The organism is Desulfopila aestuarii DSM 18488 (assembly GCF_900143695.1).
In the GTDB taxonomy this organism is placed as follows: domain Bacteria; phylum Desulfobacterota; class Desulfobulbia; order Desulfobulbales; family Desulfocapsaceae; genus Desulfopila; species Desulfopila aestuarii.
Map to the genome: position 1 here is coordinate 20,159 of NZ_FRFE01000012.1, position 26,315 is coordinate 46,473.

Genomic DNA, 26,315 nt, shown 5'->3' on the forward strand with positions numbered 1-26,315 from the left:
GATAAAAGTATGGTCACAGAATCGAAACCCGGTTTCTTAGCCACCGATAATAGACAAGATGAGTAGCGTTGAAGCCCACCTGATTCACAAATGCAAGGAGAGATGTATGACCGACATCACATTCGTCACAGACAGAGACCAGCATGAGCATGAATTCCATCAGGCAGTTCGCGAAGTAATCGAATCTATTCAGCCGGTTCTGGACAAAAATCCTCATTATCGCCGGGAAGCAGTCCTCGAGCGGATCGTTGAACCCGAACGCGTCATTCTCTTCAGGGTACCCTGGGTAGATGATCAGGGTCAGGTCAGGGTCAATCGCGGCTTCCGTGTCCAGATGAACAGCGCCATCGGTCCTTATAAGGGGGGCCTGCGTTTTCATCCCTCCGTCAACCTCAGCATCCTGAAGTTTCTCGCTTTCGAGCAGGTGTTCAAAAATGCCCTGACCTCTCTGCCCATGGGCGGCGGCAAGGGCGGCTCAGACTTTAACCCGAAAGGAAAATCAGACAATGAAGTTATGCGGTTTTGCCAGAGCTTCATGTCTGAACTCTTTCGTCATATCGGCCCAAATACCGATGTCCCAGCCGGCGACATTGGTGTCGGAGCCCGGGAAATCGGTTACCTGTTTGGTACGTACAAGAAACTTGCCCACGAATTTACCGGAGTCCTGACTGGAAAGAGTCTGAACTGGGGCGGAAGCCTGATCCGTCCGGAGGCTACCGGTTATGGCTGCACCTATTTCGCAGCTGAAATGCTCAGTACCCGTAACGAAACCCTGGAAGGAAAAAGCTGCCTGGTTTCCGGTTCCGGCAACGTCGCCCAGTACACCATAGAGAAGCTTCTCGATCTCGGGGCAAAACCTGTCACATTCTCCGACTCCTCTGGTTATGTCTATGATCCGGCAGGTCTGGATAGGGACAAACTGAACCACATCATGCGGTTGAAAAATATCCAGCGCGGCAGAGTCGAGCAGTACGTGGAACAGTATCCGGAAGCAACCTTCACCCCGGTTGATCCGGCACTCGACTACAACCCGCTCTGGAATCACCGCGCAGACTGCGCCTTCCCGAGTGCCACCCAGAATGAGATCAACGCCAAAGATGCCCAGAATCTTATCAATAATGGCATCCAGGTTGTTGCTGAAGGCGCCAATATGCCTACGACCCCGGAAGGAGTCAACATCTTCCTCGAGTACCGTATACTCTACGGCCCCGGCAAGGCTGCCAATGCCGGTGGTGTTTCCGTATCAGGACTTGAAATGGCCCAGAACTCCATGCGCATCAACTGGCCGAAAGAGGAAGTTGACAACCGCCTCAAGGGCATCATGAAAAACATCCACCGGATGTGTAAGGAAACCGCTGACCAGTATGGCCGGCCAGGCAACTATGTGATGGGTGCCAACATTGCCGGCTTTACCAAGGTTGTCGATTCAATGCTTGACCAGGGAGTGGTGTGACATCTTTCAAAGCACACCACCCAACCAACCCATGATAACTACCAGTAGATTTTGATGGAGAACGGATAATGAATTTACAGACATACACCAACGAGGTACTCATGCTCCTGGCAGACAATGCCAGAAACAACACTTCACCAACGGTGGTGGGCAGCGAGATCATTGCCGATAGACTGGCCATGTCACTGCCGGAAACCAAGCAGATCCTCAAAGTTCTTGACGGTTTCGGGTTCATCATGAACGACATTGACGGTCAATATTCGCTGATAACCCATAAGGGTCTGCAGTGGCTCAATCAGGCGTACTCCTAAAAGCGCCCAATCTGAATTTCTGCCCTCCTTCTTCTCCCCGGCTTGACCGGGGAGAAGAATATCCTCTTGTCTGCTCTTGCCATTGACCTCTCCTCACCTGCATGCTGTCCTGGGCCATGCCAGGTATGCCTGCTCAGGCCAGGTGACATCGCTTCCGGTATCAATTCGGTATCACAACAAAATCCCCGTACGGGTCCGGCCATCGACCTTGAGCCGTATAGCTCTTTTGAGCCGGATATGCTGTACATACGTTGTTTCTTCGACAATCTGTCGTGACGCCAACGATTCGATATCAAACCGGTCAGTGCCGTTACGGCCGATATTGAAGTAATTGATTCCAAGCGAGGTAATGTTGTGGAAGAAATGCGAGCCCTGTGACGGGTCGGCCTTCAGGAGTGGGTGTACCGTCTCGACAATGGCCCCAACGCCACCGATATCAGCCCAGCCAACCGGTATCCCCAGCCATCGGTCGGCCGAACCCCAGCGACCAGGACCAATGAGGATGTATTTCCGGCCAGCCTGAATAAGGGCGCTGTTGAATTTTGCCAACTCTCCTGCAATCTCAACCGTTCTTGCCGGGTCGAAATCGGTTGGTTTGACATAGACCAAATCAGTCATGGTACAATTATCAGTATTCCCCAACGCTTGATGGCAGACACAAAAGGCTCGCCGAATTTCCTCCGGAGAAATATCGACCTCAAGCATCTCTTCTCTCGCACTCATTGGTCTGATCTGCAACACTGCCAGCCGCGCCTTTTCACTGGTGTTTGATGGAAGATCGACCGCAAATTCAATCTCAACCGGACATCCCAACCCAGCAGCACCAATTTCCAGCAACGTGGCAACCGCCTCGGCCAGAGGATAGGCCTTGTATTTGAGAATGGAGGCAAATGTCAGAACAGGAACAGCATTATCAATAAAGCTATCCCGGATTCTCTGCTCCTCATGATTGTAACTGCTCGCCAGAAACCGTACGGGAAAATCTTGGCCTGCATCCGTTACGTACCGTTTTATCAGGGTTGCAGCATCGCTTGCCTCCGGCGTATCTCCCTGCCGGTCCATGGACAAGGCGTAGAAGTGCTGCTGGACATTATTTAAAATATCCTTCACCGTTGAGCGCTGCGGCAGAACCTGGGGCGAGCGAGGGGAAAAGCGGAGAATTTTCTCTCCTTCCATGACCGATTTGCCGAGCCCGAGAGCCATGCTGACAATGCCATCTTCAGTTTTCATGCCTGCAAAAGGATAGTAATTGAGAGACTGGGCAACCCCGGAGATGGCGGGATAATACGTATTTCCATACCTGCTGCCCACAACCCGCTGGACAATCACCGCCATTTTCTCAAGTTCTGTCCGACTGCCAACCCTTCTGGTAAAAGCTTTTGGCGCCTGAAAATAGGTGGAAGCGTACACCCGGCGAATGGCATTGAGTAACTGGGTCAACCGGAAGTTGAAGTCGTGATGATCATTTGCCAGCATGCAGGTATGGTACAATCCTGCATACGACTTGAACTGGGCATCCTCAAGGATACTGGAGGACCTGACTGCCAGGGGATAGGTCACCTCATGCAGAAAATAGGTTAGCTGGTCAAGCAACTCACCCGGGAAGACCGTCTCCTGAAATATGGCCATGACCGCTTCATCCGGCAGATCTTCGCTGACCATTCCCTGCAGGTCGTTCAACCTGACGAATTCATCAAAAATGTCGGTGGTAATCACCAGGGTCTGTGGGACCAGGACCTCTATTTTCTCCAGTGTTTGGAGTTTTTCACCGTTTTTCTCCAGAAGCGAGGAGAAAAAAGCGATCCCACGAGCCTTGCCACCAAGTGAGCCGTTACCCGTTTTTGCAAAATTTGTATCAGGATCAAAACTGTATCGGTCAAAATTAACAATTACACCCCGCTGCCGCTTAATTCGTTTTTCCCTTATCATGTCGATAAGATGCCGCCGATGATTCTCTGCAGTGGTAAAGGTCGATTCACGAAGAGGCCGCACCTGGGAAGCAAGCTCCACCTCGGCCAGGGTATAGAACCAGCGTGAAAAATCGTTGTGACGGGCATGAAAGAGAAAAGACTCGATTGGAATCGTTTCGAGTTTCTTTTCCAAGGCATAGAGATTTTCCGCCTGATCGTAGATCGTCCCATCCGGCATCCTGAACACGAAATTGCCAAAACCAAGATAATTAACCAGAAACGTCCTGATCATCTCCTGGAGACCCGGCGAGTTCTTATCTATAAACATGGCGGGAATCTGCTCGGCCCATGCACCATTTTTGGGCTCCGAACTGGTGAGCAAAAGCGGTATGTCAAATCGGTCCTGCTTGATATGGCTGAGCAACTTGAAACCGGCGGTGTCATTCAGCATGTAATTTCGGTAGAAACGCATGTCCGAAATCACGCCGAGCACATAGGGCTTGAACTGCTCGTAGAGGTCGAGGGCCCGCTCATAGGAATGGGCAATGAGGATCTTCGGTCTTGCCCGCATCGAGAGCAGCCGATGCTCTTCGTTCAAGCTGTCTTCAATGACCGCCTGGGTCTCCACCACCAGTTCCTTGTATAGGAGGGGCAGCATAATGGAAAGGTAATATGGCGAATCCTCCACAAGAAGGATCACCCTGACTCCTGCAGTGGTGGTATCCGGCACGGCGTTGAATTGATCTTCAACACTTTTGACAATAGCGAGGAGAATTTCAGCTTGTCCCGACCAGAAAAACACCCGATCAAACGAGCGGGAATATTCCTGCAGGGCAGGGCCGGCCTCCGGCAATAGTTCCTGATGGGACAGTAACACCACTGGTGTGCCGGGTCGGATTTTCTTGATCTCTGCTCCGAGCTGCAAGACATTGTCATCGATAGTGCGGGAAAAACTGATGACAAGATCAAACAAGCCGACAGTAAACATTTCCAGAGCCTCAGCCAGTGAAGAGACCCAGGTAAGCCGGGGAGGATGACTGAGATTGAGTCCCCGGTATTCATTGACAATCTGTTCAGAGATCCTGCTATCTTCCTCCATAATCCAGGCTTCATAGGAGGTACTTATCAACATGATATGCCGGACCTTGGTCGGCATCAGTTCATGAAACAGTTTGAAACGAGAGCTGATTTTTTTCTGGTGAGCTGAAATCATAGTTCGCTCTGCAGTTGGAAGTATTGAGAAATGCGCTGTAACCTCCAGGCACAGGGGCTAAATCGCCGACGGCTGGCGATCTTTAAAAATCTCTATCTCCCCCACACCTTTGCGGCATGGCAATTTCTCGACTCCTGTCAGTGGGGTATTGACGGAAGCATCACTCTACATGAGATTACAGAACCCAGGGAAGGATGTCGAATGCTATCCTGTCAAACCTTCAACTCTCTACCAATAAAAATGGGTTGTTCCAAACTCATGAAGCTGGAACAACCCAAATGGTCAAGCTGATAGCCCACAATTCGTACAAAGCTTTTTTGCGGACTACATAAGCAGGCCCTTTAGATACCTAGCATACCAATTATGATAAATCCCACGAGCGAAATGGCCGCCCCGAGGAATCCGAAAGGCATCTGGGTAACAGCATGCCGATAGTTATCACAGCCAGAAGCAGCGGAACTGAGAATGGTCGCATCGGAATAGAAGCAAATATGGCTACCGAAAACTCCTGCTGAACAAACAGCACCAACTGCCACAAGGGGGTTTGCTCCAATAGAAATTGACAGGGGGATTACTATCGGAATGGCAATAGCATACATACCCCAGCTCAAGCCCATAATAAATTCAGTGATACCGAGCACAATAAAAACAACTGCAGGCAGCATGGTTGGGGTCATAAAAGTTCTGGCCGTCTCGATCACATAGGTGAGGAAACCAATCTTCTCATTGACGTTAGCAAAGGTAAGGGCCAAGATAACCATGAGCAACGGAAAGAGCATATGCTTGATGCCCACTACGCAGCAGTCAAAAAACTCTTCCGGGGTCATGATACCCTGGAAAATGTAAAGCACGAATGTTAAGCCGACCGTGGTGAGAACTCCCATCTGCATATCGATATCGAAATATATGGTGGAAGCGACCAGAATGATAATAGGTAAAAAGAAGTTCAGTATTCTTGGTTTTGCCGTGATTTCTGTCTTTTGCCCGCCTTTAATGTCAATCTTCGCAGACCCTGGAGGAGCCAGCTCTCCCGTCTCCTGGGCACGCTTTTCCGCGGCCTTCATAGGCCCGAACACTGGAATGAGTCCGAGAATAACCAGAGGAACAATAAGAGCCGCTACCCAGCCGTAGATATTGTATGGAATTGTCTGGATAAACATCTTCATGCCTTCCCCTTCAGGGACGGCATTGGACTGTTCCAGCAAACTACCGATATACACAGCCCAGGTAGAGATAGGGATGAGTACGCATACTGGGGCTGCGGTTGAATCCACAATGTAGGCAAGCTTCTCACGTGAGACCCCATGTTTATCAGTAATAGGAGCCATGCAGGATCCGACGGTAAGGGAATTGAGATAATCGTCGATGAATATCACCACTCCTAGCATCCAGGTCCAGAGGAGAGTACTTTTTCTGGTCTTTGCACGCTTGGCAACCCAGTCGCCAAAGGCCTGGGCGCCACCAGCTTTTTCAATAAGAGCGATGATACTTCCCATCAGGCCACAGACAATAAACAACCACTGTGTATCCCCATCGGTGAGTACTTCAGTCAGGGTCTCGTTTAACGGACCGAAGAAAGCGGTCTTGTCGGCCATAATAAAGGCCAGAAGTGCCGCAAGCGTAAGACCTTCGAGAATACGTTTGGTATAAAAAATAAACGCAAGCAGAAACAAAGACGGCAGCGCTGAAAAAACACCTAACGTTGTCTCATCGTCAGGCACAAAATAACCTACAAGGGCAAAAAAGCTGAATAGAACCAGATACTCGATAACAGAGCGCTGCAAAGCGGTCTTGCTTTCCAGGCTACCTGTAATGGGGGTACTTTCAGTTATGATAGTACTCATGTGCGCTCTCTCCGTGGAGGTGGATTAATTGTGTATGTACTACTTTTTCCTCATCTCAGCATTCCATAATGTTTTGTAGCTTCTCATTTGATTTAACTTTGCTGTTTTGTAACAGGTGAAGAACTGTACCATTACCCCCCTGCGATAGAGTGCATCAATTTGATAATTCCATCCTCAGGAATACAATCTCCAGCCCTTGCGAGCATATTATTAATGGTCACAATCGCTACACGCTCCCGAGGTATTCCTAGCATTTCAACCAGATCTTTGATGGTTGAACCGGTAGGAATATCGAGATCAAGCCCTGCCTCCGTATACGGACCAGTATAAAACGAAGGCAAAATGCCAAGCAATTTCACCCGAACCTGCATAGCCTGATCAAAACGGGAAAGTTGTATCCATTTCATCGTCCGTCACTTTCACCACCACGTTATAGGGGGGAAGCGGCTCGGTGTAGAACATCGACGGTAACCTGTCATCCTTGGCAGTGAATCCCGCGTTACGGTTGAATTCACGCTCAGCCCGGATTACCCGCTCCCCCAATTCCGGCCATTTTTCCTCGGGAAATGGTTTCCCGGTGCGGGCAGCATACATCGTTCGCACATTTGCCATCCCTTCAGGCGTGGCGAGGCCCGACTGTGCGAAATCACAGATTCCGACACTGTCAACCGCAGCCATGTGAATCTGGGAATTACGTGAAAGCTCAACCTGTCCTTCCGCTCCGTGCGGGTTAATCGTCCCACCAAAAGCTTCAAGATTCTGGGCAACAACCCAACCGGCCGTATGATCACCGCCCATCGGCGTGGTAGCATAGGTTACCGCCATCCCCTGAATGGCACGCGGATCATAGGCAGCAATCGACTGCCCTTTCACAGTCGGCACCCGGTCATGGTTGAAATATCTGCCGACAGCATCCGGTCCGTTACCGATTACCCTGCCGATTTCCGAACCTTTGGCAACCTCTTCAAGCAGATCAATAGCGGCGGCCCCGTCGCCAAACTTCCGATAACCGGCGTCCATGGCAACACCGATAGCGACACCGGTGCTAATGGTATCAAGGCCAATGTCGTCACAGAGAAAATCGAGCTTTGCGATGGAATCAAGATCATCGTTGCCGATCATTCCACCCATGGACCAGATGGTCTCATACTCCAGTGAGGAGGTGACATAGTCGCCTTTCTTGTCAACCACCACGTTCGAACAGTCAATAATGCACTGCGCACATCCTTTGTGGGTTGCCTGGCCGCCCCGCTCCTTGATCATCGCCGCAAGACGTTCGCCACTGATTTTCTCCGCCCCGGCAAACTGGCCAGTTCTTGCATTACAGGTCGGAAACGCTCCGGCAGCATTGATGGGCTCAACCAGGACAGCCGTCCCTAACTCCGGCAGAATCTGGCCGCTGAACTCATCTTCCCGCACTGCCTTGGCATAGGATTTTGCCGCACTTTTAAAAGATTCCGGATCGGCAAGTTCGATAACCGCTTTTCCTCCCCGATCCACCACCAGTGCCTTTAACCCTTTCGAGCCCATAACGGCCCCCAGGCCACCTCTGCCTGCTGCCCTGCATGGCCGGCCGTCCAGATCCGTCGATTGTATGGAAGCGGCAAGCAGCTTCATCTCCCCTGCCGGTCCGATACAGGTGATACTCTTTTTATCGCCGAACGTTTGCTTGAGTTGATCCACCAAAGCGTACGTGCGCATTCCTCGAACATGAGAGGCATCCTGCAGTTCGGCTTTGCCGTCCTGATCGATAAACAGTAGATAGCTGTTGCTCTCATCCCGGATCTGGCCCTCAAGGATGATGGCGACAATACCAAGCCTCGCCAGGGCAAACGCTACCGTTCCGCCGACATTGCTCTCTTTAATCCCGCCCGTCAGAGGGCTTTTTCCGCCCACCGAAAGCCTGCTGGTATTCACCAAGGTAGTCCCGGTGAAATAGCCCGGTGCAAAGACAAGCCTGTTTTCTGGACCAAGTGGATCGGCAGTTGCGGGAACCTCGTCATTTACCAAGATGGAAGTCAGGGCCCGCCCTCCCAGTTCCCGGTAAATCTCAGGCACCACCTCAGTCCTGACACTCAGATCTGTCATATTCACTCGTAGAAATCGCATTTTCTTCTCCTTACGAATGCGTTTTTGGAAATGAAATTCCCTTTCCTGCTATAATCCTTGAGATGTCTGACGCAGCCGCTGCCACAGATTGCCAAACCCCCGAAGTATCACTCAGGGGCGTGGCAAAAACACCTCTATCTCAGATATCGATGCTCGCAAACGTATCCGCCACTCGGGTCAACATCTCATCAATGATCTCATAGGAAACTGTGAGTGCCGGCTCAATCCTGATGGAGCGCGCATTGGTCAGAGTGCCAGCGGTCAGCACTTTTCTGCTGAACAAGCCGGAGGCAACCTTGTAGCCAATCTCATCGGTCGGGAAGACCATAGCGAGTAGTAAACCTTTTCCACGGAATTCCTGAAGGATCTGCGGATATTTCTCCTGCAGCACCTTGAACTTGCTTTTAATGTATTCACCTTTTTCAGCGGCCTGACGCGGCAGATCCTCATCAAGCATAACGGTGACATTGGCAAGGGCGGCAGCACAGGCCAGGGGATTGCCACCAGTGGTGGTGGTGTGCATGAATGGATTAGGTTCCATACATTTCCATATCTTGGCGGTAGAGAAGAAACCGGACATGGCTACCACGCCACCACCAAGTGCTTTGCCAAAACACATGATATCAGGGGTGACATCCCAGTGATCGACACCGAAGATTTTCCCGGTTCGCCCAAAACCTGTCTGAACCTCATCGGCGATAAGAAGGGTATCGTACTTGTCACAAATTTCACGCAGCCTTGGCCAGTAATCGTTAGGCGGCACAACAGCACCCGCCTCACCCTGGATCGGCTCAACGACTACACCGGCAATACCGTCACCAACCATTTTGGCACTCTTGAGCACCATTTCCACCGCATCTGCATCGCCAAACGGAACCTGGCGCACACCCTCCAGCAGAGGCAGCAACGGCTCACGATAGACATTCTTGCCAATGAGCGACAAAGAGCCCAGAGTCTTGCCATGAAAACCACTGAGTGTTGAAATGAAACCTTTACGGCCGGTATAGAGCTTCGCGAGCTTCATCGCACCCTCGACCGCCTCCGTACCACTGTTGGCAAAGAAACCGTACTGGATATCACCTGGAGTAAGTTTGGCGATTACGCGAGCAAGATGCGCCCGAAGAGGATCAAGCATCTCCTGGCTGTACTGTGGACTTCGATCCAGCTGGGCCTTGACAGCAGCAACAATTTTCGGATGCCGTATTCCCGCTGAATAGAGTCCAAAACCACCAAGCATGTCGATATATTCGCGACCAAGAACGTCACGGAGCATAGAGCCTTCGCCATACCAATCGGTAAGTGCAAAGTCATTGGTCTCCGTCACCGACTTCCGATATTCCAGGAAACCTTTATTGATGTGATTCGCAAAGTTCTGGTAGGTAGTCTGCGCCACCCAGCGACGATCTTCGTCACTGACCTCAGCTTCGACGGTCGTTATCAGATCGACCATCCGTTGTGCTTCCTGGCGTGCAAGATCAACGTTGCGATCACAAGGCTGTATCGTCGTGGGAATTGTATCGGGTTCCAATGTCATGATTTTGCACCTCTCTGGTTGATGATGTATCTCCGGCCGAACGACTCAGCCTGGAGGGTTGCTCACAAAGAGCATTGAAAGTTGTGTGGGGCCTGCATAGAAACATCGATATTCAATGTTTCCAATAATCTAGAGTTTTACCTTGCCGTCTCCCGGCGAGTTTCTTATATTTTATTGATCGATCAGTATATAGTGGCCCATAGAAGAGCATCTCAAACTGTCTTTCTACACTCTCCCGCACTCTCTCCTACGAAGGCTTGCAACAAGGTGGCTCTTGTCCTCTTACCCTAGAGTGTCATGGGAAAACTCATTCATTAACTGATCGATCAATCAATAATTATGTAAAAATTTGCGCTACAGAACTCCTGAAGCCAGCAGCGCGCGAACAGAGGTCTTCACGCTCTCTGAAAAGTCCTCAAACGGCTTGCCATCCCGTAAGAACTGGGAGTGAAATTCCATACCTTCCATAAGGGTCACAATATAATCTGCCGCCTTTCTTGGCTCCTGCACTGTAATTATGCCGTGATCATTAAAAATAACAAGTTGCTCTTCGATATAATCGCGTAACCAGGCAAACATCCCTTGCAGATGCTCTAATGTCCGCTGATCCCTGAAACTTTGGTAATAAAAGCCAAAATGTACACCAGGATCCACAGTTCGCGACCATTGTAGAGAGAAAATCAGATCAAGAAGGGCCGCATATCGCTCGTTAGGGTCCTCGATATCCTCAAAAACAAGGAGATGGGCAGATTTGAATTTTTCAATCATCAGCTGTACAAGTTCAAACGTCAGGTTTTCCTTGTTCTGAAAATAATGAAAAATGAGACTTGTATGAATACCCAGTTCTTTTGCGATCTTGCTGATAGAAGTATTCTCAAGGCCTTCCCGAATCAGGACATTATAGTACCCTTCGAGGATTTCAGGCTTACGCATGGCTGCGTTGAGGTTTTTTCTACTCTTCATGAGAATCCTTGCACAGAATTGATTGATCAGTCTGTTAAATATTCTGCCAAGTTTTTCTTGTCAACAAAAATATCGACGGAGAAAAGGGCAGATACGGTTAGGCAATGACAAGAGGATACTATCCAAAAGATCATTCCATCTTCTTCCATGCAATGATATCCGAAATGCAAACATGGGCATATTGATGTTATCATCAATATGCCCACGAGATTTGACTACACTGTGTGAAGAAAAATAGATAAAAAGCCTGCGCCGAAGAATACGATAAGCAATCAGCCGGCCAGCTGTCGCCGCACTTTCCGGTAAAGGCTTTCGGCCTGGTAGGAACTGCGCACAAAAGGGCCTGCTGCCACACCGGCAAAACCACGGGCCAGAGCCTCGTCCTGCAATTGGGCAAATTCTTCCGGCTCGACAAAGCGTTCCACCGGCAGGTGATTTTTGGAGGGCTGCAGGTACTGGCCAAGAGTTAGAATATCGCAACCGGCCGTCAAAAGATCATCCCAGACCCGCACCAGTTCGTCTCGCGTCTCGCCAAGTCCCACCATAATGCCCGATTTAGTTGGCAGTTGTGGATTGAGTTTTTTCCCTTCGGACAATAAGGCCAGCGACCGTTCATAAATGGCCTCCGGTCGCACCCGGGGATAGAGGGACGGCACCGTCTCCATATTGTGGTTAAGCACGTCCGGCGCCGCATCAACAATAGCAGCCAGCGCCTGCCAATTGCCCTGCAGGTCAGGGATAAGCACCTCAATGAGTGTCTCTGGCCGCCGTTTTCTGACAGCCCGAATGGTTTCTGCAAATAGCGAAGCACCGCCATCGCTCAGATCATCACGAGTCACCGAGGTGATGACCGCATAACGGAGTTTCAGGATATCCACCGCCTCGGCTACCCTCTCAGGCTCTTCGGGGTCAGGTAAGGTCAGTGGCTTATGCTCGACAGCGCAGAAATGGCAGTTGCGGGTGCATCGGTCACCCAAAATCATAAAAGTGGCGGTACCTTCAGAATAGCATTCGAACTGGTTCGGGCACTGGGCCTCCTGGCAGACCGTGGTCAAATGGCTCCGCTTCAGAAGCTGCCGCATCTTCTCATATTCTGGACCGGTGGGAAGACTGCGTCGCAGCCAGCGAGGCTTACCCACTGTGATATTTCCGTGATTGCATCCTGCCATTAGTTGCGTACCTCATCCGTCGGATCCAGTTGGTCCGGCGCGATTTTGTGAAAAGAAAAGGGAAAGAGCTTTTCAAGATGACTCTGGAGACCAGCAGTTATTTGAGACATTGAAACATCCGCCCCCGTCTCTGCCGTCAGCGAGGTCATCCGCACTCCGGTGAGGCCGCAGGGGTTGATCCAACCAAACGGTTCAAGTGAGAGGTTAACATTTAAGGCCAGACCGTGAAAGCTCACTCCGTGCCGAATGGCGATGCCGATTGAGCCCAGCTTATTGTTGCCAACCCAGACCCCGTGGTTGCGCTCGTCGCGTGCGGCAACAACGCCCACATCAGCGGCTAGTGCGATCATCAACTCTTCAAGTGTCGATACATAGTCAGCGACGGAGAGTCCCGCCTGTTTGAGATGGATAATGGGATAAATGACCAGCTGGCCAGGACCGTGATAGGTAATTACCCCACCCCGCTCGATGGGCACAACAGCGATATTCTTCTCAGCCAGGAAGGTTTCGGAGACCATCAGGAACTCCCGGCCGCCGCGACGGCCAAGAGTGTAGACGCTGGGATGTTCCACCACCAGAAAGGTGTCATTGCCCGGCCCGAGGTGGCGCCGCTGCTCGACCAGGCGAGTCTGAAGGTTATAGGCGACCTGGTACTCAATGAGTCCCAGGTCGCAAAGTGCGGCCTGCATAACCTAGCCGCAGAGACAGGGTTTACGGGCAGCCAGAGTCTCATCAAGACGCTTGCGCTTAGCCATCACCGGAGCATCATACAACAACTGAGGGTTCTCCTTTGCCTCCTGGAGTATCAGCAGGATGGTATCTATGAACTGATCGATATCCTCCTTGCATTCCGTCTCGGTGGGTTCGATCATGATGGCGCCGTGGACCACCAGTGGGAAATAGACCGTCGGCGGATGGTAACCGTAGTCGATCAGCCGCTTGGCGATATCGAGGGTTGCAACCTTCAGCTCATGCTGCTTCTCGTCAGAGAAGACACACTCATGCATGCAGGGCCGGTCATAGGGCAGATGTAAGGCACCCTTCAACCGTTCCTTGATATAGTTGGCGTTCAGAACCGCCAGCTGGCTGGCCTTCTTCAGGTTAGCCGCGCCCATGCTGAGGATATAGCTGTAGGCTTTGACCAACACCCCGTAATTTCCATGATAGCCATGCACCCGGCCAATGGAGTCAGGGTTATCCCAGTCCAGCCGGTAGGTATCGCCATCTTTTTTTACATGGGGGATGGGCAGAAAGCGTGCAAGTTTTTCCACCACGCAGACCGGACCGGCGCCTGGACCACCGCCGCCATGAGGAGTCGAGAAGGTTTTATGCAGGTTCAGGTGCATCACATCGACCCCACATTTGCTGAGATCGACGATGCCCATGATGGCATTCATGTTAGCACCATCACCATAAACCAGACCGCCTTTGGCATGGACAATCTCCGCCACCGCCCGGATGTTCTCCTCAAAGAGACCAAGGGTGTTGGGATTGGTGACCATAATACCTGCGGTTTCCTCGTCCATCAGGGCCTTAACGGTCTCCACGTCGAGCATGCCCTCGGCATTGGAAGCGACCGGCACCGGCTTGTAGCCGCAAAGAGCGGCAGACGCCGGGTTAGTGCCATGTGCTGTATCCGGAATAAGGATTTTGTTACGCTTGCTGCCCTTACTCTTATGGTAGGCATCGAAGATCAGCATACCGGTCAATTCGCCCTGGGCACCTGCGGATGGCTGCAGGGTCGCCGCCGCCATACCGGTGATGTTGATCAGATACTGTTGCAGCTCATACATGATCCTGAGCGTACCCTGGACATATTCATCATCCAGCATCGGATGTGCCGCAGCGATAGCCGGGGTGGCCGCCTGTTTTTCGTTGGTTTTCGGGTTGTACTTCATAGTACAGGAACCAAGCGGATAGAGGCCGGTGTCGACCCCGAAGTTCCACTGGGACAACCGGGTATAATGACGAATGACATCGATCTCGCTTAAGTCAGGAAAGTCCGGCCCAGCCCCTGCCAGCGCCGCCTCAGGTGTTGCCAGCGGCACGTCTGCTGCGGGAATAGACATCCCCTTCCTGCCTTTTTTGCCTTTCTCCCAGAGGAGCGGCTCGTTCATGATCAGACCGGAAGCTCCGGGTGCTGTTTTCATCGCGACACCTCCTGCACGACCTTGTCGATATCCGCTTTTGTCACCGTCTCCGTGGTGCAGAAGAGATAGCAGTCTTTCAGCTGTGGATAATACTTGCCGACTTTCAGGCCGGCGACAATACCCTCATCGAAGAGTTTCTTTCGGGTCGTTTCAAAGTCTTTCGGAAACCTAACCAGGAACTCGTTGAAGGTCGGTGAGTCAAAAACGATCTCGGCACCCGCCTTTTTCAGCTCGGCTTTCATATATTCAGCTTTTGAAAAATTCAGCTGAGCGAGCTCACGCAAGCCTGTACCGCCAAGCGAAGCCATATACATACCGGCCATCATAGCGCAGATGCCCTGGTTGGAGCAGATGTTGGAGGTCGCCTTTTCCCGGCGAATATGCTGCTCACGGGTGGAAAGGGTCAGGACAAAGCCGCGCCGACCGTCCCGATCTACCGTCTCGCCCACCAACCGTCCCGGCATATTGCGGGTAAAGGCATCCTTACAGGCAAACATCCCGAGTCCAGGCCCGCCAAATGATCGCGACAGCCCAAGACTCTGGCCTTCACCGCAGACGATATCGGCACCGCACTCACCCGGATTTTTTACCAGCCCGTAAGCCAGCGGCTCAGTAAAAGAAGTAATGAAGATTGCGCCGGTTTCGTGAATGGCAACACCTGCCTGGGTGAGATCCTCAATCACGCCAAGGAAGTTCGGTGACTGGATCGCCACCGCCGCCAGTTCACCGTGGTCGGCCAGCTCACCCAAGTCGGTACGACCGTCTGCACCAATCGGCAACTCAACGATCTCGAACTCGGTGGCCTGCAGATACGTGCGAACCACCTGGCGATGATGGGGATGAATCCCCTTGGATACCCCGATTTTTTTTCGCTTCTTGTTGATCCGAAGACCCATCAACAACGCCTCAGCCAGCGCCGCCCCGCCGTCATAGATCGAGGCGTTGGCCACATCCATGCCCAGCAGTCTGGCAGTCAGGGTCTGGTATTCAAAAATTCCCTGCAGGGTGCCCTGCGCCATTTCCGGCTGATATGGGGTGTAGGCCGTTAAAAATTCCGAGCGCGAGGCCAGGGTACGGATCGATTCCGGCACGAAATGGTGATAGATACCGGCGCCAACCATCACTTTATGGCAGGTAGTTACCTTCATCTGGGCACTGATACCGGCCATATGATCGTCAAGCTGCCACTCGGTCATTGCCGGGGGCAGCTCTATTTCACCGGTCATACGGCAGTCTGCAGGAATGGTGTCAAAGAGCCCTTCGAGACTGTCACTGCCAACCGTCGCCAGCATTTCGGCGATTTCTTCCTCTGTGTGGGGCAAATAGCGCATAGCTTTATCCCTCGAGCATGTCCATATACTGTTCAGCGTTCATGAGTTCCTCAAACTCGCTCTTGTCGGCGGGTTTGATTTCCACGATCCAGTTGACATAAGGATCTTCGTTGATCAGCTCAGGCGAATCGGCCAGATCCTCATTGATCGCCACGATCTCGCCGCTGAGCGGCAGATAGAGTTCCGAAACCGCTTTCACCGACTCCAGGGAACCGAACTCCTCACCCTGTTCAAAGCTGTCGCCAACTTCTGGAAATTCAACAAAGACGATATCTCCCAGCTGATCCTGGGCATAATCACTGACACCAATTCTGACAGTACTGCCGACAATCTTGGCCCACTCGTGATCTTCGGTGTAGCGGACATTTGCGGGCAGGTTCAACTCGTTCAACTCTTTCATGGCCATCCTCCTAATGGTTGTTACAGCATTTCCTTCATCGGCCTGCGCGCGGTTCTCCGCGGACGCACATCAGCCCTGATCTCAACCGTTATCTTCTTTTTCCTGCCATCGGTGAGAATCACCTCGGTGCCGGGGGCAAGATCCTCTTCCAACTGAACAAATCCGCAACTTAAACCTTTCGGGACAAACGCTGCTGGGCAACCGTCCTCAGTAATGCTGGCGACGGAGTAGATCACGCCGTCGACCCTGCCAATCGCCATGTCAGTGGCGCAGGTGAGGATACGCCCGATATTTTTGCCCTCCATGTCAGTGACAAATGTCTCATCACTGACGACTATCTTGCGAGGGTCATAACCGGCAAAAGGTAATGTATGAAGCACCTTGCCTGTAGCCGCTACGGCCTCACTGCCGACAAATTTCTTCGTGAAACCCTTCTGGTCATCGGTAAACGGCAGCGCAAACAACCAGGGATTGGCACCAAAGAGCCAGTTGCCGATGTCCTGATGCGAGAGCGGCAGCACCGCCCCGGCCCGCAATGAATCCCTGGCGGCAAGACCACAGGGCAGTGCTCCGAATTCTTCTCCGGCTGCCATTACCTCCTGCCAGACCCTGACAAAATCGTCTTTGTCTATAAAGATCTCAAAACCAAACTCCCCGGTATATCCGGTGCGGGATAGCATGAGCGAGGTCCCGTCGACCAGAGTGACCGGTTCTGCCGCATCGATTCCGGCGAAGCCACCTTTAAAGGAAAAATAGGCCATGTTTGCCAAAACTTTTTCCGGGTCAGCCAACAGTTTTTTCACGATTTTCGCTGCCGCCGGCCCCTGGACATCCATCTTGCCAACCTGATCGGTAAGATCATCGACGTCTGCATTATAGTCTGTGTTATATTTCTCAAGCCGCTCAGCAATGGCGCCGCCCATACCGGCATTCACCACTACCATATAGCCCTTTTCCGCCACCTGATAGACAATGGCGTCATCCAGAACTGTACCGTCAGGATTCAGGAACACGCCATAAACACAGCGCCCTATCACCAGCGGACCTTTCTTCAGACCGACACAATGATCCAAATCCTTACTAAAACAGTACTGGATCAGCTCACGCGCTTTCGCTCCTGCCACTGTTACAACTGCCATATGACTGGTGTCGAACAGTCCGGCTCCGGAAATGACTGCCAGATGCTCGGCCTTGGCGCCACCTGTGTACCAGAGCGGCATCTCATACTCCCCAAAAGGTGCAATATTGGCACCATGTTCAACATGCCAGGAGTAGAGCGCCGTCCGCTTCAATTCTTCCATAGGGTGATCCTCATTATCAAGAATTTTATTTACCTCAGAGCAAGATGCGACAACCAGCCATTCGATTCGATGAATTTCTTCATTCTGCCATCATTACCGCACCAGGCATTTCTCAGGTCAATGGCATCGGCAACTTCAGGTTAAAGCTCTTGTAGACCACAAAACTCTCCACCGACTGGACCTTGTCAATGGTCGAGACTTCGTCAGTATAAAAACGGAGCATAGTGAAATCCCTGGTTAGGAGAACGGTGACGATCAGGTCGTAGCGGCCTGTGACAACGCAAACCGAGGTAACACCTTTCAGCTTGCTGAACTCCTCACCCTTTTTCACCAGGTCCATGTCCTTGACCTTGACCCCAACCAGCACAACTCCAAGATCGGGGATCGCTTCCGGGTCCACCAGACCGGCGATATCGAGAACTCCCTCGTCCGTCAGCTTTTTCACCCGGGTTCGCACCGTACCCTCGGAAACCCCGAGATCGTCGGCAATTTTTTTAAACGGAACCCGTCCGTCTTTTAAATGGCGAATGATAGCCAGATTGATTTCATCGATATACATGGCGACCTCTAGAACATCTATTCGAGCAGTTACACATCAAGAGCCAACTCCTGCAAATGCCAAACGGAACAATGGATTACACAAGAATATATGCCAGACATGCCCTACACAACTTATGCTTTCTAAAAAATATTACGGTAAACTGAAGATACTGTCAACTCAAAGCATATATTTTTACGGATTACGCAGTATTTTGCTGCATTTTCTGTAGCTATCTACAGGCACTCGTAATTTTTCCCGTGTATCTTCAAATAAATGTGCGAGTACCACAATTCGAGTCACCTGAACCCCGCTCGCTAATCTTTACAACGCGCAATCAGGACGATGCGTAAAATCGGAAAAAAAACAAAAAAGGCCGGGGCAAACCGAACCTCATTCGGTAGGAAGTTTAATGGCCGGGAAATTGCGTCGCACAAGCTGCTGCACTCAATTAGCGGATATCTTTCACCTGTGTAGCATTTTTTTACAGATCATGGACTAATATACTTTCTTACATATTGAAAAAATTTCAGCGAGCCTGTATCTCTTAAGGCCTTGCGGAGAAGTGCCGGAGCGGCTGAACGGGACGGTCTCGAAAACCGTTGTGGGGGTGACTCCACCCAGGGTTCAAATCCCTGCTTCTCCGCCAATTCTATCGATATCATTGAGATATATATCCAACATCGATACCCACGAACCTGTCTTTATCCACTCACGTTATCCACAAGATGACCAACGAGAGGACTAAAAGATGGGCTTTTCCGTTTCTACCCCTTCCTACCTGTACCAGACCCCTTCCGGAGACATCTTCAGATTACGCATTCCGATTGACCTGCAATCCGTTGTCGGCAAGAGAGAGTTCAGGTATTCTCTCCGCTCTGGAATTTTACGAGTGGCAAAGCATCGGGCCCGATGCATCGCCTCATACATTCATCAACTGTTCGTGAAGGTACTCATTAGCATGGCAGAGTTTTCGAAAGAACTGATAGACCAGCTTGTCCGTGAGTACATCAAGCAAACGCTTGAGGATGACGAGAAGTGCAGGGCATTGGGTCAACACACCATGAGTAACCTCTATGTCACTGGTGACAGTGCCATGGACGATAAGGAAGCAGAGTCTCTTAACATCTCTGTGAAGAGGTGGCTGTGGAACAAAGACCATTCCTTTTTGCACCCGGTGGCCAACACGATGCTTGCCAAGTATGACATCGATATTGACCCGGAGAGTGACTCTTACAAGTCCCTGAGCCGAGAACTCATGGTTGGCTTCCAGTCGATTCTCAACGTCAGAATCAAGCGTTCACAGGGTGACTATTCCGTCTCCGACCAGGAGTTGATACCGGCTTTGAGGGAAGAGCAGGTTTCTCCAAAAGTGGCGACACCAGTTGTTCAAGCAAAGGAGACGGTGGCCCTCAAGTTTACTGAGGTAGTGGAAAAGTATGTAGAGCACTCGCACTTTCATCGATATACTTACTCAGATTTTTTGTCAAAAAAATGAGAGGTAATCACCCGACATGAAATGGAAATTGCTAACAAACCGTCTTCAGCTGTGGACGATTTTGTATAGCCTATCTTTTTGATTGCTCAAGTTGACGAAGTTTGCCAGAAGATTGACAAGTGTTAAGATATGAGTGTGCTGCGAGTTAGGAATGAAGGGGTTCTGCTATGCTAAAAATTCACAAAAACGGCATGTTACATATTTGTAGATGAGCGCTAATAATCTGAAATACCATTGGTTTTGTCTCTTGTAAGGAATTTCCCTACACAGAACTCCGTATATTCGCCTATTGTCATCTTAACCATCGCATGTTAGGTGACTTTTTATAACTGTCATTTCTGGTTGTCTTTAGTTATTCCATTCATGAATGGGCCGATATAAGGTCATTACTAAATGAGGTGAAGCCATGGATCAAATAAGTCAGTTGATTGTGTTGTTCTGGTTACTACCTGTCCTGCTCCAAATACTCCTTCCTTTAGCAATATTCATACTTTACCTTCCAAAGCTGTTCATTGGCGCAACCTTCAGTGTCCTTAGCCCTGAGCCTGCATCCTCCAGATGACAAAAGCCGCAAGAGATAGAAGAACCAGAAGTTAATACTGCCATATCAACCTCATGTTCTTCTTAGGGGAAGGGTCTGCCTTTGATCCTTCCTCTTTTTATAATTCCAACACTGCCTATGATGGCATTTTCTCATAGGTGAGAATCAGGTGGTACTTCACTTTATGAAACAGCTAATTGGACAATTCGAGGTTACTTCTTTAGCACACCATAACCAAAAGGTAATAGTATTCCAGGACATTATTGCAGATGAGAGTGGGGTGGTCGTTTCGGCACGTAAGGTTTTTACACTTAACACTGAAGATGGTGAAGAGGTGAATCGCACCAGCGATCCACGAATATTCTTAAAAGAAGACGGGACCGTGCTCAAAAAGGTAGGTTACTTTAAGATCACCGAAAACTTTTGAACGTTATCAGCATTGAGTAAGAAATGGAAAACCCGATTTAATCCAATGTGGTTTATGACCGTTCCGATCAAGTCTTGAATCCGGCGTTGAGACCGTGTACAAATTGTCCCAGAACTTTGCCACAAAGAATGAATAAAAACTGGCAAATCCTTCAGCCGACTTTAGACAGGCGAGACCGTAGTGCACTGTATTTACTGAAATTGTATAGGTTTTTGACAACATGGAGTTTTCATTTGGTTGCTTTCCATTGCACTTCCGTCACACCGTTCAGATGCTCCCCCCCCAGCCCCCAACCGCCAAAGAAGTTTGTATCATCCGCTCCATTCCCCGTTCTCAAAGCAACCATTCTCAGCCACAAAAATGACGTGCAGAAGCCTTGTGCATGAGGTATTTCTTTATCCACAAGCTTTATCCACACGTGCAGCGGGTAAATGCAGGATGTCGCACAATAACAGTGAGATGCGAGAAGGCAAAGAGCCGAATGCTCTAATCCCTGCTTCTCCGCCAAATCAAGATTCAGAGAAATCCAACAAAGACCACAAAAACCGCACTCATCCATGAGTTGCGGGTTTCTTATTTCCCTCTCCACCCAACACTGTCCTTTCTCCATCGCATCGGATTTCATTTAAACAGGTTCATCATCCCCGATAACCGTCTCCATCCTCCATTGTATCTCCCTGATGAATTGAGCAGCAACCTACGCGGAGGAGTTCTTTCTGATTTTGCTTCAGGTGACCAATAACCGCCCACCGAGTACCACAACGTGTTGTATTGAAACGATACATTGGTGTTAATTTGGTAACATAGGTTACATAACGATAGGAATTTCCGATTAAATGCATTGCATCTATCACATTAATGAGGTTGATATTTATTTAATAATACTATAAACGGTATCGGATTGATCTATTTATCAAAATTGCACTGTACCAATAAGAGTGTCGTGCATTTGTTATGTTTTTTCAGTGAAAGATGAGAGCAAAATTGCTGCAGGCTATCGGCAGCAGTTGGTGTGAGTATAAGCAAAATACGAGGCATGGCTGAGATGAGGTTTGCGGGGATAGATATTGGATCACGGGCGATAAAGCTGGTGGTTGTTGATAGCGCAGGCAAAATTCTGCTCAAAAGGATTGCGGATACCGGTTTCGATCCGATGGAAGAAGTGAAAAAAATTATGAATGATGCCAGGCCGGATCATACTATCGCCACCGGCTATGGCAGAAACCTTTTCGAACTTGTTTTTGAAGCACAGACCGTAACCGAGATCAAGGCCCATGCCAGGGGCGCTCTGGTGCTCTTTCCCCAAGCCCTCGCCGTACTGGATATAGGTGGCCAGGACAGCAAAGCCATTTCGTTGTTTGAAAGCGGCAAAGTAAAAAAATTTGAAATGAATGATCGTTGCGCTGCCGGTACCGGGAAATTCCTGGAGATCATGGCGAAAAATTTGGGCTTTGCCATCGAGACATTTGGCGACCAAGCGTTAGGAGCTAAAAAAGACGTTAACATTTCAAGCATGTGCACAGTATTTGCCGAATCTGAAGTGACGTCGTTGATCGCCAAGGGACAGGATCGCAGAGAAATTGCTCTAGGATTGCATAGCAGTGTTGCCCGAAGGGCCGTGAGCATGATCAACCGGGTCGCACCCGAGGGGGAGGTAGTATTTACCGGTGGTGTTGCCAGAAATTCCTGCATGCAATCCCTGCTGGCTAAGAAATTGAACCGTGTAGTGCATGTGCCTGAGGAACCACAATTTGTCGGGGCCTTTGGTGCAGCATTACTGTCCTCTGAGATGCCCTGAACCACCTTTTAAGAAAATAAGGAATAGCGATATTCCCTGTAAGATAACAGCAATACAAGAGAGTTAAATATGGATCCTCAACCGTTATTCGACGATCAATATGCAGGAGTTCCTGCAAAACGAGTACTCCATTATATCGAGTCTAAACGGGAGAAGGGATATCCCGTGGTCGGGATTTACTGTGGCTATGCTCCTATTGAACTCATCCAGGCAATGGGTCTCATCCCGGCCGTCCTGTGTGCTTTTTCAAAAGCTCCCATCGCCAGTGCAGAAACTGTGCTGCCGGCGAACCTCTGTCCACTCATAAAATCAAGCTATGGCTTCATTCTAGAAGGTACCTGTCCATTCTTTGCTATGAGTGAGGCCGTTATTGCCGAGACGACCTGTGACGGCAAGAAAAAGATGTTTGAGCTTGCGGCAGAGATAAAACCAATGCATGTGATGGACCTGCCCCAGCTGGCTGATGAGCCTGAAGCCTTAGAGAACTGGACCGTCATGATCCGTAAGCTTCAGTGCTTTCTGGAAAAAACATTTGATCGAAAAATCAGCGATGAAGCTCTCCAAATTTCCATCAGCAACGCCAATAAAAAGAACCGCGCAATGCGAAAATTTTTCGAATATGCCGCCATGCATCCTCCCCTGATAAGCTGGCAGGAAATGTATGATATCGGTTTCCTGGCATTGCCGGCAACGGCCGAGGAGATGGAGCCTATCCTGGAAACGGTGATGGCAAAATTGGAGCAACGAGCAGAGAACGGTATCCATTTCGGTACTGCTAAGATGCCACGAGTATTGGTTTCCGGTTGTCCCGTCGGTGGAGATGCCTTGAAGATATTCAGGATAATTGAAGAGGCCGGGGGGTTGGTGGTTGTCCCTGACGCCTGTACCGGTATCAAGGGCTTTGTAGGGGAAATTGAAGAGAATAGCGATGATCCGGTAAAAGCTCTTGCAAAACGCTATCTGGAAGTCCCCTGCGCGTGCATGACCCCCAATAACAGGCGCCTTACGGCGCTCTCAGATCTGATCGAACAGTTTAAACCTGATGCCGTTGTCGATTTTGTGCTGACAGCCTGTCACTCATATAATGTCGAGTCCTACAAGGTTGGGCGTCATGTAACTAACACCCACGGCTTGCCCTATCTGAAAATTGAATCCGATTATTCCGACAATGACGAGGGGCAGATACGAACCAAGGTTGAGGCGCTATTGGAAATGGTATCAAGATAACAGTCTCAAAATATACCTACAGTCAACTACCATCACATACCAGAGGAGCTGGAAATGTCAGATAAGGTAACTATTGCTCTTGATCGTCTGATTAACGTACTGCCATTAAAGGCAAAACAGGAGAATTGCGGGCCTGAGATTAAAGGTCTGCACCAGGCTGTTTTACGCTCTTTTGTCGACAATGGGCGCATTCTTACCAGAGAGGAAATGGCAGAGCGTACTTCCGATCTAGAAAATGCTGTACGTGTTTTAAAAGACAATGACATGGTCGTGTTTGATGATCAGGGAACGCCCATAGGCGCCTATCCTTTCACCATGGAGCAGCGGGAACACAAGGTGCGAATCAATGGTTTTGAAGTGCATGCCATGTGCGCACTCGATGCCCTGTCGGTCAGCTCAATGTTTCAAATCGACACCCTGATTTCCTCCAAATGCAGGGTTACCGGCGCACCGGTGCAAGTTCAACAGTCCCCCACAAAAATAGAAAATATCGAAGAGGTGAAGGATGTACGTTTCGGTATCGCCTGGGGTGCCGTGAGCTCCTGTTCCTGTTGTGCAAACAGCCTCTGCATGGAGATGATGTTTCTCAAAGATAAGGAGACTGCAGACAAGTGGTTACAGGAAGATTCCGTCAATCGGGAAGTGTTTGATCTGCACGAAGCTGTCGAATTCGGATCCAGGTTTTTCACCCCGCTTATGAATTGAAATAGGGATAGCAGGCTGATCCTTCCAGCACCATAGCAGACTGATAAAGTGAATAGAAAAGGAAAGAACATGAGTAAAGTCACCGTGGAATTCATCAATACCTGCGCGTGTTGCGACGAGCATGGAGAAAGCATAAAAGAGATTGCGGCCAAGTATGGAGATGCGGTTGATGTCTCACTTTACTATGCCGGTAAGGATTTTGATTACCTTAAAAAGTACGGGATGATCAGCAAAGGGACGATGATTATCAACGGTACCCGGAAATATGAGACGCTCTCAAAAGATATCATAGAAAAAGCCATTGGCGAGGCCATGCAGGGGTAGACCATGATTCCTGGCATTCTCTCCGACATTGCCTTGACCGCCTGGGACATCCTTTCGGATGTTGCCCCCTGGCTGGTACTCAGCTTCATCGTCGCCGGTCTACTACGGCAGTTCCTTGACCCGGCCAGATTTCAAAGGGCTCTGGGCAACAAAGGGCTACCGGCAATTATTAAGGCAACCCTTTCGGGAATGCTCTTGCCCATCTGCAGTTGTGGGGTGATTCCCCTAGGGCTCGGCATGTACTATACCGGCGCCTACCTCGGGCCGACCCTGGCATTTATGGTCGCAACCCCAATCATCAACCCGGCAGCCATCCTGCTTGCTTATGGTCTTCTTGGCCCTGAAATCGCCACTCTCTATCTTGTGGCGGGATTTCTGGTGCCGGTGGGCATAGGCGTGATCGGTAATTTGATGGCAGGTGACGAACTGCACGCTCCGGGAATGGACAGCCAGGTGGACGTCACCAGTCTTGATGGTGGTGAGCCGGTGATGCTATGGGAGAGACTCGTGATTGGCCTGAAATGGGGGATATTTGAGCTTGGTACAATGGTCGGCAAATATATCATCCTTGGTGTTTTGCTGGCTGCTGTTCTCATAGCGCTCATCCCGCACCATCTCATTCAGGCGTATCTGGGCGATCCCGGTTTGATCTCGATTGCTGGTATTGCGGTCATAGGTTCCGTTATCTATGTCTGCGCTGTCGGACATATCCCTTTTGTCGCAGCCCTCGTTGCTTCAGGGGCTGCTCCGGGTATTGCTATCACCTTCCTGATGACCGGAGCAGCGACAAATCTGCCAGAGTTGATCAGCATCTATAAAATGATCGGCAAGAGGACTGTCCTTATCTACAGTTCTTTTGTAGTCACCTGCTCTGTATTCATTGGCTGGTTGGCTAATCAACTGCTATTGCCTGATTTTGTACCGTTCTACAACCTCGATAAGGGCAAACAGGCCATTGGACTTGCCAATATGTTGATTGTCTCGGTGCCTGATGAGCTACAGACACTTTGCTCGATAGTCATTGTGTTGCTCTTTTTCAGGGCTTACCGACCGCTATTTACCACGTGCTTAAAGAGAGTTACGGCATGATACAGGTACACAGCACGATACTGTTGCTTTTGATATGCCTGTTTTTGTGGGGATGTGGAGGGGATGACCGGTCTGGCACTGAGGTCGGGGATCAGCGGAATTTTTCAGAAGAAGCAGCCGGTAAACTCCCGCTTCTCTCACATTTTTTAAAGCTTCATCCTGATCGTGTCATTCTCAAATACGCTGAGGCAGATCTGGATGACGATGGTCGAAAAGATATAATTGTCATCTACCGGGCGGACGGAGAAAAGAACCAGATGTCGGTTATCCGTAATGTAGTCGCAGCGCCTGTGGAAACCAATCCACTTCCGGCACCGATATCGGACCAGATGATTCAGTTTCGAAACATCGATGATACGCCACCTTTGGAGTTCATACTTCAAGGCCGTAAAGGAGCCAAGGTCGGGTACGCCATTTTCAGGATTGAAGAAGGCGTACTGGTCGATCTCTTTGGAGATGGCATGGAAGATTGTTGCTGAG

The 26,315-nt window shown here is 50.1% G+C and carries 24 protein-coding genes and 1 tRNA gene; 11 read left to right on the forward strand and 14 right to left on the reverse strand.

Features of this window, described 5'->3' with window-relative positions; all coding sequences use genetic code 11:
• Positions 1–106: 106 nt before the first annotated feature.
• Together gdhA and BUF15_RS12785 are read left to right on the forward strand one after the other, a co-directional pair.
• Positions 107–1,453, forward strand: coding sequence for an NADP-specific glutamate dehydrogenase (gene gdhA, locus BUF15_RS12780; RefSeq protein WP_073613884.1), 1,347 nt, complete (start codon positions 107–109; stop codon positions 1,451–1,453).
• A 68-nt stretch (positions 1,454–1,521) separates the two neighbouring features.
• Positions 1,522–1,764 (forward strand): hypothetical protein, encoded by a 243-nt coding sequence (locus BUF15_RS12785; RefSeq protein WP_073613885.1) that lies wholly within the window; start codon positions 1,522–1,524, stop codon positions 1,762–1,764.
• A 171-nt stretch (positions 1,765–1,935) separates the two neighbouring features.
• On the opposite strand, the gene BUF15_RS12790 is transcribed toward BUF15_RS12785, so the two are convergent.
• The 13 genes from BUF15_RS12790 to BUF15_RS12850 all read right to left on the reverse strand — a co-directional run bounded on the left by BUF15_RS12790 (position 1,936) and on the right by BUF15_RS12850 (position 18,247).
• A complete protein-coding gene (locus tag BUF15_RS12790; protein WP_073613886.1) occupies positions 1,936–4,887 on the reverse strand; it encodes a PEP/pyruvate-binding domain-containing protein in 2,952 nt (983 codons plus the stop codon).
• A gap of 341 nt (positions 4,888–5,228) precedes the next feature.
• Positions 5,229–6,731, reverse strand: a complete 1,503-nt coding sequence (locus tag BUF15_RS12795) for a Na+/H+ antiporter NhaC family protein (RefSeq protein WP_073613887.1) — start codon at positions 6,729–6,731, stop codon at positions 5,229–5,231.
• Between the two features lie 131 nt (positions 6,732–6,862).
• Positions 6,863–7,138: a ubiquitin family protein gene (locus BUF15_RS12800; protein WP_073613888.1), complete on the reverse strand. Its 276-nt coding sequence runs from the start codon at positions 7,136–7,138 to the stop codon at positions 6,863–6,865.
• Positions 7,110–8,840, reverse strand: a complete 1,731-nt coding sequence (locus BUF15_RS12805; protein WP_073613889.1) for an aldehyde ferredoxin oxidoreductase family protein — start codon at positions 8,838–8,840, stop codon at positions 7,110–7,112. Before BUF15_RS12805 ends, BUF15_RS12800 begins: the two co-directional genes overlap by 29 nt.
• A gap of 139 nt (positions 8,841–8,979) precedes the next feature.
• The gene (locus tag BUF15_RS12810; RefSeq protein WP_073613890.1) at positions 8,980–10,374 is read right to left on the reverse strand and encodes a putrescine aminotransferase; all 1,395 of its coding nucleotides are present in this window, start codon (positions 10,372–10,374) and stop codon (positions 8,980–8,982) included.
• A gap of 354 nt (positions 10,375–10,728) precedes the next feature.
• The gene (locus BUF15_RS12815; protein WP_073613891.1) at positions 10,729–11,337 is read right to left on the reverse strand and encodes a TetR/AcrR family transcriptional regulator; all 609 of its coding nucleotides are present in this window, start codon (positions 11,335–11,337) and stop codon (positions 10,729–10,731) included.
• Positions 11,338–11,609: 272 nt separating this feature from the next.
• A complete protein-coding gene (gene lipA / locus BUF15_RS12820; RefSeq protein WP_073613892.1) occupies positions 11,610–12,506 on the reverse strand; it encodes a lipoyl synthase in 897 nt (298 codons plus the stop codon).
• Positions 12,506–13,195 (reverse strand): lipoyl(octanoyl) transferase LipB, encoded by a 690-nt coding sequence (gene lipB, locus BUF15_RS12825; RefSeq protein WP_073613893.1) that lies wholly within the window; start codon positions 13,193–13,195, stop codon positions 12,506–12,508. The genes lipA and lipB overlap by 1 nt, the downstream gene beginning before the upstream one ends.
• Positions 13,196–13,198: 3 nt before the next feature.
• Complete coding sequence (gene gcvPB / locus BUF15_RS12830; protein WP_073613894.1) at positions 13,199–14,656, reverse strand: aminomethyl-transferring glycine dehydrogenase subunit GcvPB; 1,458 nt, start codon at positions 14,654–14,656, stop codon at positions 13,199–13,201.
• The gene (gene gcvPA, locus BUF15_RS12835) at positions 14,653–15,987 is read right to left on the reverse strand and encodes an aminomethyl-transferring glycine dehydrogenase subunit GcvPA (RefSeq protein WP_073613895.1); all 1,335 of its coding nucleotides are present in this window, start codon (positions 15,985–15,987) and stop codon (positions 14,653–14,655) included. The genes gcvPB and gcvPA overlap by 4 nt, the downstream gene beginning before the upstream one ends.
• Positions 15,988–15,991: 4 nt before the next feature.
• Entirely contained in the window at positions 15,992–16,387 is a 396-nt protein-coding gene (gcvH, locus tag BUF15_RS12840; RefSeq protein WP_073613896.1) for a glycine cleavage system protein GcvH, read from the reverse strand.
• Between the two features lie 20 nt (positions 16,388–16,407).
• Positions 16,408–17,688, reverse strand: coding sequence for an aminomethyl transferase family protein (locus tag BUF15_RS12845; RefSeq protein ID WP_073613897.1), 1,281 nt, complete (start codon positions 17,686–17,688; stop codon positions 16,408–16,410).
• Positions 17,689–17,800: 112 nt separating this feature from the next.
• Positions 17,801–18,247, reverse strand: coding sequence for an Lrp/AsnC family transcriptional regulator (locus tag BUF15_RS12850; RefSeq protein WP_073613898.1), 447 nt, complete (start codon positions 18,245–18,247; stop codon positions 17,801–17,803).
• A gap of 538 nt (positions 18,248–18,785) precedes the next feature.
• Between BUF15_RS12850 and BUF15_RS12855 the strand changes: the two genes are divergently transcribed.
• The 3 genes from BUF15_RS12855 to BUF15_RS12865 all read left to right on the forward strand — a co-directional run bounded on the left by BUF15_RS12855 (position 18,786) and on the right by BUF15_RS12865 (position 20,692).
• Positions 18,786–18,875: transfer RNA gene (locus BUF15_RS12855), tRNA-Ser, on the forward strand.
• Positions 18,876–18,977: 102 nt separating this feature from the next.
• Positions 18,978–19,724: a DUF6538 domain-containing protein gene (locus BUF15_RS12860; RefSeq protein ID WP_073613899.1), complete on the forward strand. Its 747-nt coding sequence runs from the start codon at positions 18,978–18,980 to the stop codon at positions 19,722–19,724.
• Between the two features lie 725 nt (positions 19,725–20,449).
• Positions 20,450–20,692, forward strand: coding sequence for a hypothetical protein (locus BUF15_RS12865; protein WP_073613900.1), 243 nt, complete (start codon positions 20,450–20,452; stop codon positions 20,690–20,692).
• A gap of 229 nt (positions 20,693–20,921) precedes the next feature.
• On the opposite strand, the gene BUF15_RS12870 is transcribed toward BUF15_RS12865, so the two are convergent.
• Positions 20,922–21,317 (reverse strand): hypothetical protein, encoded by a 396-nt coding sequence (locus BUF15_RS12870; RefSeq protein ID WP_073613901.1) that lies wholly within the window; start codon positions 21,315–21,317, stop codon positions 20,922–20,924.
• Positions 21,318–21,737: 420 nt separating this feature from the next.
• On the opposite strand from BUF15_RS12870, the gene BUF15_RS12875 reads away from it, so the two are divergent.
• From BUF15_RS12875 to saoC, 6 genes are all read left to right on the forward strand, one after another.
• Positions 21,738–22,490, forward strand: a complete 753-nt coding sequence (locus BUF15_RS12875; protein WP_073614008.1) for an acyl-CoA dehydratase activase — start codon at positions 21,738–21,740, stop codon at positions 22,488–22,490.
• Positions 22,491–22,559: 69 nt separating this feature from the next.
• Positions 22,560–23,717, forward strand: a complete 1,158-nt coding sequence (locus BUF15_RS12880) for a double-cubane-cluster-containing anaerobic reductase (protein WP_073613902.1) — start codon at positions 22,560–22,562, stop codon at positions 23,715–23,717.
• A 54-nt stretch (positions 23,718–23,771) separates the two neighbouring features.
• Positions 23,772–24,422: an organomercurial lyase gene (gene merB / locus BUF15_RS12885; protein ID WP_073613903.1), complete on the forward strand. Its 651-nt coding sequence runs from the start codon at positions 23,772–23,774 to the stop codon at positions 24,420–24,422.
• 69 nt (positions 24,423–24,491) lie between these two features.
• Positions 24,492–24,746, forward strand: coding sequence for a thioredoxin-like (seleno)protein SaoT (gene saoT / locus BUF15_RS12890; protein WP_073613904.1), 255 nt, complete (start codon positions 24,492–24,494; stop codon positions 24,744–24,746).
• A gap of 3 nt (positions 24,747–24,749) precedes the next feature.
• Positions 24,750–25,835, forward strand: a complete 1,086-nt coding sequence (gene saoE / locus BUF15_RS12895; RefSeq protein ID WP_073613905.1) for an efflux transporter SaoE — start codon at positions 24,750–24,752, stop codon at positions 25,833–25,835.
• Positions 25,832–26,314: a Cys-Cys-COOH (seleno)protein SaoC gene (saoC, locus tag BUF15_RS12900; RefSeq protein ID WP_073613906.1), complete on the forward strand. Its 483-nt coding sequence runs from the start codon at positions 25,832–25,834 to the stop codon at positions 26,312–26,314. The genes saoE and saoC overlap by 4 nt, the downstream gene beginning before the upstream one ends.
• Position 26,315: the final 1 nt, after the last annotated feature.